Annotated in this window: 15 protein-coding genes and 1 pseudogene; 10 read left to right on the plus strand and 6 right to left on the minus strand. The window is 65.1% G+C overall.

What is annotated here, in order from left to right:
• Positions 1–260: 260 nt before the first annotated feature.
• From NYE39_RS10510 to NYE39_RS10535, 6 genes are all read right to left on the minus strand, one after another.
• On the minus strand, positions 261–3,401 hold the full coding sequence (locus NYE39_RS10510; RefSeq protein WP_341012633.1) for a type I restriction endonuclease subunit R: 3,141 nt from the start codon (positions 3,399–3,401) through the stop codon (positions 261–263).
• Positions 3,401–4,279 (minus strand): hypothetical protein, encoded by an 879-nt coding sequence (locus NYE39_RS10515; protein WP_341012634.1) that lies wholly within the window; start codon positions 4,277–4,279, stop codon positions 3,401–3,403. Before NYE39_RS10515 ends, NYE39_RS10510 begins: the two co-directional genes overlap by 1 nt.
• Before the next feature lie 434 nt (positions 4,280–4,713).
• Positions 4,714–6,510: a type I restriction-modification system subunit M gene (locus tag NYE39_RS10520; RefSeq protein WP_341012635.1), complete on the minus strand. Its 1,797-nt coding sequence runs from the start codon at positions 6,508–6,510 to the stop codon at positions 4,714–4,716.
• A gap of 91 nt (positions 6,511–6,601) precedes the next feature.
• A complete protein-coding gene (locus NYE39_RS10525; RefSeq protein WP_341012636.1) occupies positions 6,602–7,507 on the minus strand; it encodes an Abi family protein in 906 nt (301 codons plus the stop codon).
• Between the two features lie 371 nt (positions 7,508–7,878).
• Positions 7,879–8,457 carry a dihydrofolate reductase family protein gene (locus tag NYE39_RS10530; RefSeq protein WP_341012637.1) on the minus strand — a complete coding sequence of 193 codons (579 nt, stop codon included), beginning with the start codon at positions 8,455–8,457 and terminating at the stop codon, positions 7,879–7,881.
• Positions 8,454–8,993 (minus strand): hypothetical protein, encoded by a 540-nt coding sequence (locus NYE39_RS10535; protein ID WP_341012638.1) that lies wholly within the window; start codon positions 8,991–8,993, stop codon positions 8,454–8,456. Before NYE39_RS10535 ends, NYE39_RS10530 begins: the two co-directional genes overlap by 4 nt.
• Before the next feature lie 196 nt (positions 8,994–9,189).
• Here NYE39_RS10535 and NYE39_RS10540 point away from each other — a divergent pair, with 196 nt between their 5' ends.
• The 10 genes and pseudogenes from NYE39_RS10540 to NYE39_RS10575 all read left to right on the plus strand — a co-directional run bounded on the left by NYE39_RS10540 (position 9,190) and on the right by NYE39_RS10575 (position 17,829).
• The gene (locus NYE39_RS10540; protein ID WP_341012639.1) at positions 9,190–9,741 is read left to right on the plus strand and encodes a CGNR zinc finger domain-containing protein; all 552 of its coding nucleotides are present in this window, start codon (positions 9,190–9,192) and stop codon (positions 9,739–9,741) included.
• A complete protein-coding gene (locus NYE39_RS10545; protein WP_341012640.1) occupies positions 9,738–10,331 on the plus strand; it encodes a dihydrofolate reductase family protein in 594 nt (197 codons plus the stop codon). Before NYE39_RS10540 ends, NYE39_RS10545 begins: the two co-directional genes overlap by 4 nt.
• A gap of 374 nt (positions 10,332–10,705) precedes the next feature.
• On the plus strand, positions 10,706–11,317 hold the full coding sequence (locus tag NYE39_RS17305) for a YqcI/YcgG family protein (protein WP_445667070.1): 612 nt from the start codon (positions 10,706–10,708) through the stop codon (positions 11,315–11,317).
• A gap of 64 nt (positions 11,318–11,381) precedes the next feature.
• Positions 11,382–12,929 carry an IS21 family transposase gene (istA, locus tag NYE39_RS10550; protein WP_341012641.1) on the plus strand — a complete coding sequence of 516 codons (1,548 nt, stop codon included), beginning with the start codon at positions 11,382–11,384 and terminating at the stop codon, positions 12,927–12,929.
• Positions 12,926–13,702: an IS21-like element helper ATPase IstB gene (gene istB / locus NYE39_RS10555; RefSeq protein WP_341011666.1), complete on the plus strand. Its 777-nt coding sequence runs from the start codon at positions 12,926–12,928 to the stop codon at positions 13,700–13,702. The genes istA and istB overlap by 4 nt, the downstream gene beginning before the upstream one ends.
• Positions 13,703–13,838: 136 nt before the next feature.
• Positions 13,839–14,099 (plus strand): annotated as a pseudogene (locus NYE39_RS17310) (YqcI/YcgG family protein); the annotation flags it as partial.
• Between the two features lie 29 nt (positions 14,100–14,128).
• Positions 14,129–14,941 carry an arginase family protein gene (locus tag NYE39_RS10560; RefSeq protein ID WP_341012642.1) on the plus strand — a complete coding sequence of 271 codons (813 nt, stop codon included), beginning with the start codon at positions 14,129–14,131 and terminating at the stop codon, positions 14,939–14,941.
• 31 nt (positions 14,942–14,972) lie between these two features.
• The gene (cysK, locus tag NYE39_RS10565) at positions 14,973–15,941 is read left to right on the plus strand and encodes a cysteine synthase A (RefSeq protein ID WP_341012643.1); all 969 of its coding nucleotides are present in this window, start codon (positions 14,973–14,975) and stop codon (positions 15,939–15,941) included.
• An 11-nt stretch (positions 15,942–15,952) separates the two neighbouring features.
• On the plus strand, positions 15,953–17,092 hold the full coding sequence (metX, locus tag NYE39_RS10570; protein ID WP_341013406.1) for a homoserine O-acetyltransferase MetX: 1,140 nt from the start codon (positions 15,953–15,955) through the stop codon (positions 17,090–17,092).
• Positions 17,089–17,829 carry an SDR family oxidoreductase gene (locus NYE39_RS10575; RefSeq protein ID WP_341012644.1) on the plus strand — a complete coding sequence of 247 codons (741 nt, stop codon included), beginning with the start codon at positions 17,089–17,091 and terminating at the stop codon, positions 17,827–17,829. The genes metX and NYE39_RS10575 overlap by 4 nt, the downstream gene beginning before the upstream one ends.
• Positions 17,830–17,914 lie beyond the last annotated feature (85 nt).

Consider the following 17,914-nt stretch of genomic DNA (forward strand, 5'->3'; position numbering starts at 1 on the left):
ACCTGAGCACAGCGACAACCTGGGCGCGCCCCGTGAACTGCTTGAACCGTCCCGGGTTCAGTGGATGCTGAGCTCTCCAGTCGGTCAGAACATCCGCTCGGCGGCGCGCGCTGCTCGCGCACTCACTGCCCGTTCCTCGGCAGCACGCAACGAGCTGAGGGCGTCGTCCGCCCAGCCTTAGTGCCTTGTCCGTCATCGATCTCCTCTTGAACCAAGCGCCAGCTCATACGCACGCGAAGCGAGATCGCTTCGAACTCCGCTCACTCGACCCTCTCCGTCCATTGGTCAGTCGCCGTCTCATAGAACGCATCAGCAAGCGCCACCACGACCCCACTCACACCGGGCCCGTCACTGAAGAAGTAGTCCGCCATGGTGTTGTGCGCGTCCTGGTTCTCCACGACGGCCTCGGTGACAGCTGCCTGGAAGTCCTGTGACTCCATGAACTGCTTCTTCGAGTTCACCCGCGTCTGCGCCACCAGGTCGGGGTAGTCCAGCAGGCGCTCGACGAGCCCGTTGACGAACTCCCTGATCTGCGACTCCGCGAAGGACTCCGCACCGAAAAGGTCATTCATCCGGTCGATGACCACCTGCAGCGCGACGTACTTCGGCTCCTTCTTCGCCCCGGTCCCAGCAGCACTGATCCCCTTCAGCTCGCCATCACCAGTCAGGGAGATGTCGACCGCCGCGGCCTTGTTGTGCTTCACCCCCACGAGGACCACGTCCGACAGGTCGACCTCGGCTGCCCATGACTCGTCCTTGATCACCCGCTCCAGCAGCCGCAGGTAGATCGAGAGCATCTCCATGTACGGGTCGCCGTAGTCGACGATCTGACTCATGAAGTCGTAGAGCCGCACGTACGTTGACACGTCCTTGCGGAAAAGTTCGAGCTCGTTGAGCAGCACCTTGTCGTCGGTCTCGAGCGCCTTCTCGTACCGCTTCGCAAAGGCCGTCTTCCCCGGGGAGACCGCCGCGGTCAGCGCGTTGTTGCCCTTCCGCCGCACCCACAGCTCAGCCGTCTTGCGGACCTCGTCCTCGGTGTAGATCCCTGCGTGCGCCAGCTTCGTCGCCAGGTGCACCACGACATAGGGGTCGGTCTCGGTTTCGAGACGAGCTGCCGTGAAGTACGGCTCGAAGGACTGCCGGATGTCCTCGGGCTTGTTCACGAAGTCGATGACGAAGGTCTTGCGCTTCTGCTCCCCACCAGCGGTGCGGTGCGTCCGGTTCAGTCGCGACAGCGTCTGCACCGCCGTCACCCCGGCCAGGCGCTTGTCGACGTACATCGCCGACAGCAGCGGCTGGTCGAATCCGGTCTGGAACTTGTTGGCCACCGTCATGAACTTGTAGGTGTCGCCCTTGAAGGCTGCCGCCAGGTCACTGCCCGCGCCGGGGTTCATGTTGGCCTCGGTGAACTCGTCGTCCTTGCTCGGCGCCGGCCCCCACTCGACGGTCCACACCTCGTTTTCGTCCATCGTCACCCCACCGGAAAAGGCGACGAGCGTGCGGTAGTTGTACGAGGGATCTTCCGCGGCGCGCTTGGCGATGAAGGCGTCGATTGCCTTCTTGTACTTGACCGCCGACTTGCGCGAGTCCGTCACGACCATCGCCTTGGCCTTGCCTTCGAGCAGGTGAGCGACGTTGGCGTGGAAGTGCTCGACGATGATCTGCACCTTCTGGGTGATGTTCGTCGGGTGCAGCTGCACCCACCGCATCAGCCCCTTGCGCGCAGCCCCTTCCTCGACCTCCCCTTCGCCGGTGGCACTGGCCTTGCCGGCGATCTTCAGCGCGGTGTCGTAGGACTGGTACCCCTTGAGCACGTCGAGGATGTACCCCTCCTCGATGGCCTGCTTCATCGAGTACAGATGAAACTCCACCGGTTTGCCGTCGGCTCCCTTACGGCCAAACAGCTCCAGCGTCTTGTTCTTCGGCGTCGCGGTGAAGGCCAGGTAGGAGATGTTCGGCGACTCCGCCCGCTCCCCCATCTCCGCGGCCAGGACCGACTCGACGTCGACCTGCCCACCCTCCTCAATGTCCTTGACCTCCTCCGCGGTCAGCACCGCCTTGAGCTTCGCTGAGACCTGACCGGACTGGGAGGAGTGCGCCTCGTCGGCGATGACGGCGAACTTCTTGCCCTTCAAGGCCGAGTCCTTGCGGATCTCGTCCAGCGCGTACGGGAAGGTCTGCACCGTCACCGCGATGATCAGCTCCCCGTTCTTCAACGCCTTGGCCAGCAAGTACGACTTCGAGGTCGCACCCGCCTTGTGCACATCCTCCGGACTGATCGTCGCCACGATCTTCTTGCCGCCATCGATCTGCCGGATCGCATCCTGCAGCTGCCCGTCGAGGACCGTACGGTCGACGACGACGATCACCGAGTCGAAGACCTTCTCGTCGTTGACGTGCAGCCGTGCCAGCCGGTGCGCGGTCCACGCGATCGTGTTCGTCTTGCCCGACCCCGCCGAGTGCTCGATGAGATACCGCTGGCCGACGCCTTCGTCCTCGATGGCGGCAGCGATGTTGGTGACGGCCTCCCACTGATGGAAGCGAGGGAAGAGCATGGACGTGCGGCGAAGGGAGGTTCCCGTCGCCACGTCCCACTCCTCCTTGGTCTCGACGATCATCAGCCGGCCGATGATGTTGAGCCAGGCGTGCTTCTCCCACACCCGTTCCCACAGATAGGCCGTCGACGACGTGCCGTCCGCGGCCGGCGGGTTGCCGGCGCCGCCCTCGTTGCCGGTGTTGAAGGGGAGGAAGTGCGTCTTGTCGCCCTCGAGCCGCGTGGTCATCGCGGCGAGGTCGTTGGAGACCGCGAAGTGCACCAGGGCTCGGTGGCCGAAGGACAGCAGCGGCTCGACCCGTCCGTTGGTGATCGGGTGGCGGTCCTTCTTGTACTGGTTGACCGCCTCGTCCAGCGACTGCGTGAAGTCGGTCTTCAGCTCCACCGTCGCCGCCGGCAGCCCGTTGACGAAGAAGACCAGATCGATGCTGCGCTGGTCCGCCGTCGAGAAGTGCACCTGACGCATCACCCGCACCCGCATCGCCGCGTACTGCTCGACGGTCGTCGGGTTCAGCGAGGTGTCGGGCCGGAATTGCGCCATCTTCAGCCGCCCCCCGCCGACGAACGGGACGCCGTTGCGCAGGGTGTTGAGCATCCCGCCGCCGTGCTCGAGCGGCTTGTCCAAGGCTGTGGCCAGGACGTCGAGGAACTTCGCCTCGGACCCCGCGGCCTTCAACGCCTTGGCGAAGGGAGCCGGCTGCGTCTCCTCCAGCCAGGCGAAGAGGTCAGCAGGGAAGAGCGCCCGCTCCCGGTCATACCCCGCGTCGTTCCTCGCGTAGAGCCAGCCGTGCGCCTCGAGATGCGCGCAGATCTCATCCTCGAAGACCACCTCGTTGTGGTCAGCCATCACGCCACCTCTCGTACGTCGATCTGCCCCGTCACCGCCGCCGTGATCAACGCCGAACGTCGTTCGCGTGACAACTCGATGAACCGCTCCGTCTCCATGATGAGGTGATCGATCTTTGCCGTCTGCTCTTTGAGGTGCGCGACTATCGCCGCCTGCGTCTCCAGCGGAGGTAGCGGCAGTACCAGCGACCTAACGTCGCCGCCTGCAACCTTGAAGGTGCCGACGGCAGTTCTGGCGTTCGCTCTTACCTGTGCCCGCGTGGCGTTTGCGTTGCAGGCCCAGACGAAGAAGTCGGGAAGCATGGACGCACTCGTCCGCACTCGGATGAGCAGGTCAGGGTAGATATAGGTGCACGCGCTGAACTCGGGGCCGACAAGACCCGCACGCCCAACGAGGTCGATGTTCCCATTCCCACGGACGAGAAGGATGTCGCCTGAGTGCAGACTGTAGTCCTCGAGGTCGCTAATCTCGGCACCGTCGACGTACTTGGTCACATCTGAGTGCATGTTTACCCGGCCTTCTCGAATGGCGCCAAGCGAAAGCGATTTCGTGTCGTCAGAGTCGCCGGCCTGTGGGGAGATGCCGTTCTGGGGGCCGTACGAAAGGACGTGCTTGGCGCGGGTGACCCTCCAGCTCGCAGGAAGATCCGGCAGCCACGTGTTGCCGGTCGCGCGCAATTCTTCCACGTCCAATCCCTGAGTCAGAGTCGAGTCCACGAGCGCGGTACGCCGCTCGCGGAGCATCGCGATCAGACGCTGCTGCTCCTCGATGAGCATGCCGATGCGGGCGGTCTCGCGGTCGAGGTAGTCAGCGATGTCCCGCTGCTCGTCGATCGGCGGCAGCAAAATCGGCCAGCTCATCAGAGTCGCGCGGTCCATCTGCAAAGAATTGGGCCTGATACCGCGAAGGCAGCCCGTGTACGCCCGAACGTATGCCTCCGACCGCATCAGGTAATGAATGAATCTACGATCGCAACGGGCCCGAAAATCGTAAGCCCTATAAGCTGGACTCACATGCCCCAAGTGCTCGGACACTCCGAGTCCCGCGTAATTCATCCACATGGTGTTGACGGCAAGCTGCCCTGGACGGACGACTCGGTAGGTTTCCAACATGTCGTCGCTTCGGCGCTGCGACTCGTGCTCGTACTCCTTCGGCTCGACACCTCGATAGCCTGAAACTGAAAGCATGACGCCGACGGGGCGCGCGCCGTTCACCTCGGGGCTCTCGGCAAAGACGTGCCGGAACGGAACAACGCGCCATTCCTCCGGTAGCAAACCAATCCAAGGGACGCCCGAGCGCCTCATCGGTCGGCTCATTCTTCGACCTCGTGCAAGAGCTTCATGATCTTGTCGACTTGGGTCTCCAGATCGGCATCAATCTCGGCAAGGGGACGCGGGGGGACGTATCGGTAGAAGTGGCGGGTGAAGGGAATCTCGTACCCGATCTTCGTCTTGGTGTGGTCGACCCACGCGTCGGGGACGTGGGGCGCGACCTCGCTGTCGAAGTAGGCCTCGATGACGTCCTCGGGGGTTTCGAGGCTCGCTGGCGCTCGCTCCTCAACCACCGGTGAGGGGCTCGCTTGTTCCTCATCCGACGCCGTACGGCCGTAGGTGAAGGGGACGTTCTCGGTGTCGCGCTTCTTGCTGTCCGCCTTGGGCTTGCCCTTGCGGTCAGTGACGACCTCCCCTTCGTCATCCAGCAGCGGCCGCTCGACGGTGATGGTCCAGTAGCCGAAGTCCTCGTTGCGCAGGACTTTGGAGTGCTCCGGGTCCGCGTCCTCGAAGTCGTCGTAGAGCTTGAGGACCTTGGCGCGGTCCTCGTCGCTGATCTCACGGCCCTTGGACCCGAGGTTCTTGCGCATCTTCGTCCAATACGACGTGCCGTCGATGAGCTGGACCTTGCCCCTGCGCTCCGCGACCTTGGAGTTGTCGAGGATCCAGATGTAGGTCGCGATGCCGGTGTTGAAGAACATGTTGGTCGGCAGCGCGACGATGGCCTCGACGAGGTCGCCTTCCAGCAGGTGCCGTCGGATCTCCGAGGGACCGGAGCCGGCGGCACCGTTGAAGAGCGGCGAGCCGTTCATGACGATCCCGACCCGGCCGCCACCGTCCTGCGGATCCCGCATCTTGTGCGCCAGATGGAGCAGGAAGAGCATCTGCCCGTCCGACGTCGCCGGCAGGCCGGGCGCGAAACGACCATAGGGACCTGCCTGGTCGCGCTCCTCCTTGACCGCCTTCGCGTACTGCTTCCAGTCCACGCCGTAGGGCGGGTTGGACATGCAGAAGTCGAACTGACGGTTGGTGAAGGCAGGTTCGGTCAGGGTGTTGCCGAAGGCGATGTTGGTGGGGTCGTTGCCCTTGGCGAGCATGTCCGACTTGCAGATGGCGTAGGACTGCGGGTTGTACTCCTGCCCGAAAAGGCTCAGCCTCGCGTCGGGGTTCTGCGCGAGCAGGTGCTCCTGCGCCAGGGAGAGCATGCCGCCCGTGCCAGCGGTGGGGTCGTAGAGCGTGCGCACGATGCCTGCCTCGCCCAAGCCTGCGTCGTCCTCAGCGAAGAGCAGGTCGACGAGCAGCTTGATCGCGTCGCGGGGCGTGTAGTGGTCTCCGGAGGTCTCGTTCGCGGCCTCGTTGAACTTGCGGATGATGTACTCGAAGGCGTCCCCCATGTCCGAGTTGGAGACCCGGTCGGGGTGCAGGTCGATCGCCGCGAAGGAGCTGACGACCTCGCGCAGGAGCTCGGCCTTCTCGAGCGCGACGACCTCCTTCTTGAAGTCGAAGTACTCGAAGACGTCGACGTCCGGCGAGAAGCGGTCGATGTAGTCGTTGAGGTTGTCCGCCAGCCCGTCGGCGTCCTTGAGCAGGTTGGCGAAGGAGTAGTTCGAGGTGTTGCAGAAGGTCCGCCCGGTCGCCTTCTTCACCTCGACCTTGAGCCGGTTGGGGTTTTCGAACTTGGCCGCGAGGTCGCGGACCGTCTCGCGGTCGGGAGCGAGGATGCAGTCGAGGCGCCGGAGGATCGTCAGCGGGAGGATGACGTTGCCGTACTGGTTCGGCCGATACGGCCCGCGCAACTGGTCAGCGATCGACCAGATGAAGCTTCCGAGCGTGCTCAACAGGACCCCTCACGGCAAGACGACGACTGCCTGCGTCATCTTGCCGCAGGGGCGGGCCGCGTGGGCTACTGCCCTCGGCCGTCGTTCTGAGTCACGGCCTCCACAGGCCGGAGCGAGTCCAGTCTCGCGGTGCGCCCATGTGAGTGACCGGGATCCTGGTGACGTTCGGATAGGACCTCATCACCGCGGGCAACAGGGTCGTGCGCTCGCCGGACGCACGCAGCAAGTACTGCACCAGAGTCAACTGCCCGAAGCTCCTCGTAAAGTCAGCCATGACATCGAGCTCCCTGGCTCTGTGCGCCGGGGGCAACTTCGGCCTCAGCGCGAATGCCCTGTTGAACAGGCGGCCGTGGTGAGCGCAGACGTTCCTGACGATGTTGAGTGACTTCAGCCATGACTCGAGTTGCGGTGCCCTCAGACCAAAGGCTGCGGCCACCTGGTCCTGCGCTCCACGCGGTGAGAAGCCGAATAGCCATACAAGGCCGCCCCAATCGAGTATCTCCACCGCTGCCCACACCGGTAGGACACCCCCGTACTTGGTCCGATGGTGCTGCACGAAGTCCTCTCGAGACCGGTCCAGTCTCTGTTGGAAGTCCTTCCGCCACTTGTCATACCCGCTGCCCTGTCGCGCTCGAACACTCAGGAGGTCTGGGCGGAGATGCGCGACCTCATCAACTTCGCCGAGGTGGTGACCCAGCAGAGCCCGGACCCTCAGTTCCACCGGGGCCAGAGCGGCAAAGGTCGCCGCCCTCAGGCGGGCGTCGAACTCATACAACTGCACCACGTCGGAGAGGGTGGTGCCGGGGAAGAACTCGTCCCGGCGAGCACCTTCAGGGGAATCGAATTGGCGGAACGGGTACCAGTAACCGCTCATCCGGTAGTAGTTGACGCTGCGGAGTCGCTTGATGGCCTGCTCCGGATCGCCGACGTCCATCCCCCGCGCCTCAAGCAAGGCGACCTGTTGGGCGTAGGTCCGAAACTCCTTGGCTGCCGTCACGAGGCGCCCCCAACAGAGAAGACCGGCCCTGGACTCAGCGTGAACTGAGCGGAACCGGTCGTGGTCCAGACACCATATCGCACACTCAGTGCTCGCACCCAGACGCACGCACTGAGGTCATGGCGACGGGCTGGACACGGCGAGGGTCGGCGAGCGGAATTCGCCGAGAGCTGACCAGCGCCCACCCCCATCAGTGTCGAGCTGCAGCGAAGACTGCACACGACACGCGGCCTACTTTGCACAGATCCCGTCTTGACGCGGGCATGTGCAAAGTAATGGACTCAAGGTCCTACGACAGGCGTGGCGCGGCATCGGATCAACAGAGACTGTCCGCGGACACGTACACCGGCTCAGCTCCTCTGCGACCCTGGTCAGTTGCCCGAGTCTCGTACGACCTCGTAGTGGGTGCTGGTCATGCCGGTGTCGGAGGTCGCAGTACCGAGGTGCAACAGGCGGATCTGTTGGGGTAGTTCGTGGAATAGCGGGAGCCCGCGTCCAAGGAGAATGGGCGCTCGTGTGACGGTGAGTTCGTCGATGAGGTCATGGCGCAGAAAGTCGCTGAGTACATGTCCACCGTCGACGTAGACGCTCGTGGCTTCGTCGAGGTCCAAGAGCTGCCGTGCCTCGGCGACGGAGCGAACGACTGTGATCCGTGTGTCGGCGGCGTCGGGCAAGGTGGTGCTCAGGACGAGCACGCGGAACCTCTCGTAGGGCCAGAAGCCGAAGGTGAGCACTTTCTCGTAGGTGCCGCGTCCCATCACGAGATGGCTGACACCAGCGGTGAATTCTTCGTAGTCCTGCGGAGCGTGGTTCCCCTTGGAGCCCGGCACGTGGCGTGGTTCGGGCGGCGGGTCCGTCAACCAGGTGAGGTCGCCGTCGGGTAGGGAGATGAACCCGTCAACGCTCGCAGCGATGAACACGGCCCCCTTCCAAGTCCTGTGTTCGGTCATGTCAGTGCCTCCAGTAGGTCGTGGACAGCGGTGCAGGGGTCGGCCTCGGCCGGTTCGGGCGCTACGGCAGCACGCAAGAGCGCTCCGGAGGCGGTGTCCATCAGCAGTTGGGCAACCAGTCGCACGGGGACCGTGACGCGCAGGTCTCCGCGGTCGACCGCGGCGTCAACCAGCGCAGTGAGGTGGTCGAGTTGTCGTTGCCAGCCGAGATGCAATAGGCCGCGGAGTTCCTCGTTGCGAAGGTCCTCCGCAAGCATGTCGATGCGCGCCAGGACTCCTGCCGAGGTGATGCCGCGAACGCTTAGCGACGCCGCCCACGCCATCAGTTCGGCGTGCGGGTCGCTGCTCAGGGGACCGGACGGCACGGAGTTCACCCAGCGCCGGCTCAGCGCCAGCAGGACGCCCTCCCGCGAGCCGAAGCGTTTGATCAACGTCGAAGGGTGCAAACCGGCTGCTTCAGCGGCGCCGGCGAGCGTCCAAGCGGAGTCGCTCACAGCCAGAGCGATCCGATCGAGGATCTCCTCGTCGGTCGACATACGTGGTCTACCCATGGGATTAGTAAATCATGATTGCCGAAATAGGGTCGGCCAGGCCGTGAGCGGGACGGAGGCCACGCGTGCGAGAGATTCCCCCCCTTGACTGTCATGATGCATCGTGTAACCGTTTAATGCAGTTACACGAAGGGGTGGATGAATGTCTCAGCGAGTCCGCACATGGGATGGGCAGACGTGGATGCTCGATCCCGGTGCGCTGTTCCTCGACTTTGTCTATACCGGGGACTTCGGCGTGGGGCCGTGGCGCGATGGCATCCTTCTCACGGGCGCGGGGTTGGGTACTTGGCTCGCTGCGCACCTCGATCGCCGGCTGAAGCAACCGACACCCCGCGAGGCCGAGTCGGCTTTGGATCTGCGCGACAGCATCACCCGAGCCGCGAAGGCGGCCGCAGAAGGGGGGCAGCTCAACGACGTCGACCTGTCCGTGATCGCGCGGGTCGCGTCGCAGCCCGACCTTCCACCGGTCTTCCCGGGCCACGAGCCAGGAGAGAGGCCGGTGGCAAACCAGGCGCTGTCGAGCATCGCTCGCGACGCACTCGTGCACCTGCGCGACGACCGAGACCGGTTGCGGACCTGTGGCGGAAACGACTGCCCCATCGTCTTCCTCGACGTGTCCCGCGGCGGCAGGCGCACGTGGTGCTCAATGGCCCGATGCGGAAACCGCGCCAAGGTCCGCGCCCATAGGACCAGAAACCTGGAAACGAATTACCTGAAGGAGCACCAGCAATGACTCGCAGGCTCGTCATCACCGAGAACATCACCCTGGACGGGGTCGTCGAGAACGACGGATCGTGGTTCGATCCCACCGACGACTCCGAACAGGGGCGGCAACTCGCGGAGACCACGCGGAAGCACGCGGCCGCATCGGATGGTTTCCTCGTTGGCCGTGTCACGTTCGAGGAGATGCGGGGATTCTGGCCCAGGCGGGCCGACGACAAGACCGGCGTCACAGATCACCTGAATCGCGTCGAGAAGTACGTCGTGTCCCGCAGCATGGAGGACCCCGACTGGGAGAGGACCACCGTCCTCCAGGGTGGCGAAGGGCTTGAGTCGCAAATCCGTGGCCTAAAGGCTCGTGAGGGCACGGACATTGTGCTGACGGGGAGCATCTCGCTAGCGCGGCAGCTCCTGGTGCTGGGCATGGTCGACGAGCTGAGGCTGTTCATCTACCCAGTCGTGGTCGGTGCCGGGCGTCGCCTGTTCTCCGAAGAGCACGACCTGCGTGATCTCACCCTCGTCGAGAACCGTTCGTTCAATGACGGGGTCGTGCTTCTTCGATACGTCCGGGAAGTCTCGCCGTCCCACGCAACGGTCGGCTGAGCTGAGCGCCCACCATCGAGCGTGGACGCCGGTGGAGTCCTCAAAGAGGTCTTGGCGTGGCCCCAGGTCCTGCACGACAGATGTGGGATGAGTCCATGGACGAGTTGCGCCAGCAGCACCTCGGGCTCCGGGAGCGGCCTGGTCAAGGCCAGCGGGGTAGGTCGCCATGCTCGGGAGCCTGTTCGAGCGGATGACGACGAGGGCATCAGTCGCCCCCTTCATGCATCGACCTGCGAGCACACTTCAGCTGCGCTACCGTCGATCATGAGGAACACGAATAGCGCTATCGCTCATTGCTGGACAGCGCTACTTGAGCCACAGTCAGACCTCCACCTCACCGACATCCCCTCCGTCTGCGCAAACATCGAGGCGCCGTGAGAGGTTCGCTACCCCGCCAGTCATTCGATCCCTCTGCAGATTCCACCCTCGCTTGGCGTGATGCGGCAGTTGGCGAAGTTGCCCAGCGCCTACGGCACAAGGGGTTTCCGTGTGTTTTCGCACGGAACGCCGGGAAGAAGGGCCTCGTCCGCTTCATGTTCGTCGAGGGCTTCGACCCTGAGGAGCTCGACCACTTGGCTGAGCACCTCAAGTCCTTCCTCGACAGTTGTCGCGACTGGGACGGGCGCGTCGACTCAGCTCCACCTCTCGTCGTCCTCTTCGCTCCCCAAGTCACTGCAGGGTGCCGAAGTGTCCGAGACTTCCAAGACCGTGGGTGGTGGGTTCTGCGCGAGTTGCACCGCCGGGACCCCGCCCCTTGGCCCGTGGAGATCCCCATCTCTCCAGAGGACCCGGACTGGTCAATGTGCTTCGCCGGGACGCCGATTTTCGTGAACATGAGTACGCCGGCACACCAGCTGTCGGCGGCCACGAGAAACTGCCCGGAGACGGCCACGAAACTACCCGGTGGCGGACATGAGAACTGCCCGCTGACGGTCATGGGATCTGCCCGACACGACGTCGTCTGCCTCGCCGTGCTGCGTGGTTGAGGCCCCTTCCTCGGGTGCGATGAGCGGTGCTGAAGCGCCCGATCGCTCCCGAGGAAGGGATGAGTTGAAGTCTGCCGAGGAGATCATGAGAATTCTGGATGCCTACGACCTGACTGGGTCGTTGCGTGATGCCGGGGAGCTGGCCGGCTGCTCGCACCACACGGTGAAGCACTACGTCGAGCGGCGTGCCGCTGGCGGCGAGCTGGACCGGGCCGCGCAGCGGCCGCAGGTGATCGATGAGTACCTCGCGAAGGTCGAGGAGTGGGTCGAACGCTCGAAGGGCAAGGTCCGCGCCGATGTGGCCCACGAGAAGCTGCTTGCGATGGGCTACAAGGGTTCGGAGCGCACCACCCGCCGGGCGGTCGCGAAGGTCAAGGCGTCCTACCGGGCCGGGCGGGTGCGGGTGCACCGGCCGTGGGTCACCGAGCCGGGGATGTGGCTGCAGTACGACTATGGCGACGGTCCGGTCGTCGACGGCGCGAAGACCGTGCTGTTCGTCGCCTGGCTGGCGTGGTCGCGGTTCCGGGTGGTGATCGCGCTGCGCGACAAGACGATGCCGAGCGTGTTCGCCGCGCTGGACCAGACGTTCCGGCGACTGGGTGGGGTGCCGACCTACGTGTTGACCGACAACGAGAAGACCGTCACGGTCGAGCACATCGCCGGGATCCCGGTCCGCAACGCCCAGCTCGTCAGCTTCGCCGAGCACTACTCGGTGGTCGTGCACACCTGTGTCCCGGCGGATCCGGCGTCCAAGGGCGGCACCGAGTCGTCGGTGAAGATCAGCAAGGCCGACCTGGTCCCCAAGGACACCAACCTGCTCGTCGAGTACGCGACGTTCGCTGAGCTCGAGGCCGCCTGCGAGGCGTTCTGTCAGAAGGTCAACGCCCGCCCGCACCGGCTCACCAAGCGGCCACCGGTCGAGATGCTCGCCGAGGAAGCCACCCGGCTGCACCCGGTCCCCGCGGTGCCGCACACGGTCGCGTTCGGCACCACCCGGCAGGTGCCGACCAACACCCCGATGGTGACCTTCGAGTCCGGCCAGTACTCGGTCCCCCACGTCCACGACGACCAGTCCCTACTGGGCGCCACGGTGTGGGTCCGCACCCAAGGAGTCGGGGTCGACGAGCAGGTCGTGATCGTCCACGTCGGCGCCGATGGTCCGGTCGAGGTCGCCCGCCACGCCCGGGCCACCCCGGGCACGCCGAAGATCAACGACGAGCACTTCCCGCCCCAGCCCGAGGGACCGCTGGACCGTCGGCCGCGGGCGAAGAACGCTGCTGAGTCGGAGTTCCTCGACCTGGGCGAGGGCGCGAGGTTGTGGCTGGTCGAGGCCGCCGCCGCGGGCACGCCGCGGATGCGGGTCAAGATGGCCGAGGCACTTGCCCTGGCCAAGCTGTTCGACCCCGTCGAGGTCGACTGGGCACTGGGCCATGCCGCGGTCCATGGCCGGTTCGCCGAGGCCGACCTGTCCTCGATCCTGGACCACCACGCCCGCCAACCCGGCGCCGGTGAGCACCGGGCCAGCGAGGACTCCTCGCTGACCCAGGGCACCAGCGCCTGGGCACGGCTCGGCCAGCAGTCCGCTACGGACACCGACGAGGTGATCGCATGAAGACCACGACCACCGCGCCGCCACTGCCAGCCGACCTGGAAGACCTGCTGCGCAGGCTGCGGCTGCCGCACATCCGCCGCCACGCCCCGGAAGTCGTCGCGACCGCGAAGGCCCAACGCTGGGAACCGGCCGAGGTCCTCAAGGCGCTGTTCGCAGAGGAGGTCGCCGGCCGGGAACGCTCCGCACTCGCCACGAGGCGTGCAGCGGCGGGGTTCCCGACCGGGAAGACCTTCGACGCATGGCAGCCCGACGCGTCCTCGATCCCGGCGCCCACCCAGCAGGCACTGCGGACCCTGGAATGGGTCCACCGACGAGAGAACCTTGTCGTCTGTGGGCCGTCGGGGACCGGGAAGACGTTCCTGCTCGAGGCGCTCGGCCAACAAGCCGTCGAGACCGGTCTGAAAGTCGCCTGGTTCACCCTGGAAGACCTCGGCGTCCTACTGCGCCGACACCGCGCGGACGACACGGTGTCGAAGGCGATCGCCCGCGTCCTGCGCGCCGACCTGGTCATCGTTGATGACATCGGGCTGCTGCCGGTTGCCGCCGACGCCGCCGAGGGCCTCTACCGGCTCGTCGACGCCGCCTACGAGAAGCGCTCGGTCGCGATCAGCTCGAACCTGCACCCGTCCGGATTCGACGAACTCATGCCCAAGACGCTGGCCACCGCCACCGTCGACAGGCTGCTGCACCACGCCCACGTCTGCCAGACCAGCGGCGACTCCGTGCGCCTCACCCAAGCACTGGCTGGCCAAGGGGTGAGCCCGTTGAGCTGAGCACCCTGGTCGGTGGTGGCCGCAGCCCCCATGGGCAGATCCCATGGCCACCACCGGGCAGTTCTCGTGGCCGTCAGCGGGCAGGTTTCATGTCCGCCACTGGGCAGTTCTCACTGGCCCTTGACACCAGCAACGCCACTCCCGAAACCTGGGTGAGCACCTGGCGTTCGTGGTCAACCCGCGGGAGCGATTCGACACCCTCGCCGGCCCGACGCCTCGTGGCCGAAGAGCTCGCGCCGTGATCCGTCAGCGGGTCGATATCTACGACGACCTCCCGCACTCCGGGGATCTCGGGACCTACGGCTCGGGGTCCCTCGAGTGGCACCAGTACGAGATCCAAGACGTCGATCCGCCGACACATCCCGAACGCTGTCCCTTCTTAGGTCAACAGGCCTAGACCTGTCCGCTGCGCATCCAAGGAGTCCCATGCCCGCACACGTCATCATCAACCGCGGCCGAGTCGGCGACCGCGCACCCTTCATGATCCGAGGAGCTGAAGTCACGGGCGCCGCACTCGCCTCGCGGCTTTCGGCCCAGACGACCATCGTCGGCGTTCCCGAACCCGCCGCGAACGACGACTGGACCGAGAGCCTGCCGGCCGCCGCGGATACCCTTAGCGAGTTGGGCTGCACTCTCGACGCCGTGATGAGCCGCGGCGACCTGCCCTTCGTCCTTTCCAGCACCTGCTCGGCGAGCTTGGCGACGCTCCCCGTGGTTCACCGCCACCATCCAGAAGTCGCTGTCCTCTACATCGACGGCCACGCTGATTTCAACACCCCTCAGACCGGTAGCGGTTACCTCGGCGGCATGGTGCTCTCCGGCGCGTGCGGTCTCTGGGAAACTGGATACAACGGCACGCTGCCAGTTGGCCAAGCAGCGGTCATCGGGTCACGTGACATCGATCCGGGTGAAGCCAACCTGATGTCCGAGCATGGGCTGCGCCACCTCCCGCCCGCGGCGGCGACACCTCGAGCAGTCCGGGAGGTCATCGGCGAACGCCCGGTCTGGATCCATGTCGACTGGGACGTCCTCGACCCTGGTCACATTCCCGCCGACTACGTCGTGCCCGACGGGATCCTCCCTGACCAGTTGCGAGACATCTTCGCCGCCATCCCTCCCGCACAGCTGTGCGGGGTTGAACTCGCCGAGTTCAACGCACCCGAGGACTCTGCGACGGCCCAGTCCGCTCTGGAGGTCCTGTTGGGCATCGTCGAACCGCTCACGGCCGCCGCGGCCTGATCTCACCAACCGCACTTACCCAAGGAGCCACATGGCCTTGCAAGAGAGCATCCTGGACACCATCGGCGGCACTCCGATCGTTCGCCTCCAACGCATCAGTCCGTCACACGCCACGATCTACGCCAAGGTCGAGTCCTTCAACCCCGGCGGATCCGTCAAGGACCGCCTGGCCCTTGGGGTCGTTCTCGACGCCGAAAGTCGCGGCGAGTTAACCCCCGGTGACACCATCATCGAGTGCACATCGGGCAACGTCGGCATCGCGTTCGCCATGGTCGCCGCTGCACGCGGGTACCAGTTCGTCGCCGTAATGGGCGACACGTACTCGGTGGAACGGCGCAAACTCATCCGCGCCTACGGAGGGAAGGTCATTCTCTTCCCCGGTGAACTCGGCAGCAGCGGGGGCAACCAGATCGCCGACGACCTCGCCACCGATCACGGCTGGTTCCGATCTCGGCAGTTCGACAACCCGGCCAACCCGGCCTTCCATCGGGAGACGACAGCCGCGGAGATCCTTGCCGACTTCGCTGGGAGGCGGTTGGATTACTTCGTCACAGGGTTCGGGACCACAGGCACGCTCACCGGCGTCGGGCAGATGCTCAGGCAGGCTCGACCGGACGTCAAGATCGTGGTCACCGAGCCCGAGAATTCCGCGGTCCTTCGAGGGGAGCCCTGGCAGGTCCACAAGATTCAGGGGTGGGCGCCGAACTTCGTCCCAAGCCTGCTCGACGACACCGTGATCGACGAGCTCGTCACCGTCAACGACATTGAGGGCCGCGACATGGCCCGTCGGCTGGCACAGGAGGAAGGCATCTTCGCCGGCATCTCCGCGGGGGCGACGCTTGCGTCCGCAGTCGCGGTGGCCGAGCGCGCCGAACCCGGGTCAGTCGTCCTCACGATGTTGCCCGACACAGGAGAGCGGTACCTGTCGACCTTCCTCATGGACGGGGTCAACGAGGGATCTGACGACGAGTGGCTCCAGTCCATGTCTCGGACTCAATGAGCGACGTTCTGATGGCCTTTGGCACAAGCTCACCCTTCGGAGACTTCGAGTTCGTCCCGCCAGCTGCGCGATTCGTCGACCTGCCTTCACATTTGGTCCTTCATCGCGGGGGCCTGTTGGAACAGGGCCGGATCGCTTACGAGACTCTTGGGACTCCTAGCCCTAGGCGCGACAACACCGTGCTCGTTCTCACCGGCCTCTCAGCTGGCGCGCACATCGCCGCCGGTGACGACGACCCCCTACCTGGCTGGTGGGAAGGGATAGTCGGCCCGGGACGCGCGATCGACACGAACCGCTGGCACGTCGTGTGCATCAACAGCCTGGGTAGTTGCTTCGGTTCCTCCGGCCCAGCGTCGGTGAACTCCCGAACAGGCCAGCCCTACCGGCTCGCGTTCCCCGAGATCTCGATCGAGGACATCGCCGACTCCGCAGCCTACGTTGTGACGCACCTGGGAATCCAGCAACTCGCGGCCGTCGTCGGGTGCTCCATGGGCGGGATGTCGGCACTCTCGCTCTTTGCGAGACATCCGCACATAGCATCCGCGCACATCAGCGTGTGCGCCGCACCCCAATCGACAGACTTCGCTATCGCAGTGAGGTCAATCCAGCGAGAGGTGATCCTGCAGGATCCCGCGTGGGCAGGGGGCGCATACATTCGGGAGCGCTTCCCCCGCCAAGGCCTCGTCACTGCGCGCAAGCTGGGCATGCTCTCCTACCGGGGCGCCCGCGAATGGGAGGTCCGATTCGGGCGTACCCCAGCATCCTCAGTAGCGGCCCCATTCGATCCAGAGTTCGCGGTCGAGGGCTACCTCCAGCACCACGCCAACCGGTTCTCTGAGCGGTTCGACCCCAACTGCTACCTCTACCTCAGCCGGGCCAGCGACCGCTTCACTCAGCCACAGACGCCGGCGGCTGCCGGGGCGCTGCGCTACGCCCTCGTGCTCGGCGCCGAGACAGACCTTCTCAGCCCTCCTGACCAGCAAGAGAGCATCATTAGGCGGTTCCGGAGCATGGGGGTCGAGACCACCGGCGCGACGTTGGAATCACCACACGGTCACGACTCATTCCTCGTCGACATCGTCCGTTTCGGTGACGCCATCGGCACCTTCCTCAGTTCACTACCCTCCCCCAGTCTGGAGAAGCTTCCATGAACCAACGCACCGCCCTAGTCACCGGCGCCAGCAAGGGCATCGGCCTAGAGATCGCCCGACAACTCGCCGAGGCCGGGGTTCATGTCCTAGTCACCGGACGGAACCAGACCCGCGTCTGGGAAGCGACGAAATCCCTCTCCGACGAGGGACTTAGCGTGACTCCAGTCGTCCTAGATGTCACTGACGATGCGACTTTCGTAGACGCCTGCCGCCACCTCGATGAGCACAACGATGGGCGCCTCGACATCCTCATCAACAACGCGGCCATCCGAATCGAGCCCTACGGTCGCTCGCCATCGCAACAGTCGCTCGCGAACTGGCAGACCACCTTCACGACCAACCTCTTCGGCGCCGTGCGAGTGACCCAGGAGTTCCTGCCCTACCTCCTGCGCTCATCCGCCGGCCGAATCGTCAACGTCTCGAGCCTGCTCGCCTCCCTCGACCGACACAGCGACCGCACTAGTTACACCTACTCCGACACCTTCAAATCGCTCCCGGCGTACAGCGCCTCAAAGACCGCGCTCAACTCATGGACCGTTCATCTCGCATACGAGCTGCGGGACACACCTATCAAGGTCAACGCGGCCCACCCCGGGTACACCCGCACCGATCTCAACGACGGCGAGGGCGACCTAGAACCAGCAGAGGCGGCACAGACCGCGGTGAGACTCGCGCTACTCGACAAAGCCGGCCCCACCGGCTCGTTCGTCACCGGCAAGACGAGCCTGCCATGGTGAAGCACCCGAGAGATCGAGGAGTCCTCGCCCTCATCACCGACGCGGCGAGCACTCCCGACGACCACGACATGGCCCCTCTCGTCGA

This window comes from Janibacter sp. FSL W8-0316 (assembly GCF_038004165.1).
GTDB classification, from domain to species: domain Bacteria; phylum Actinomycetota; class Actinomycetes; order Actinomycetales; family Dermatophilaceae; genus Janibacter; species Janibacter indicus.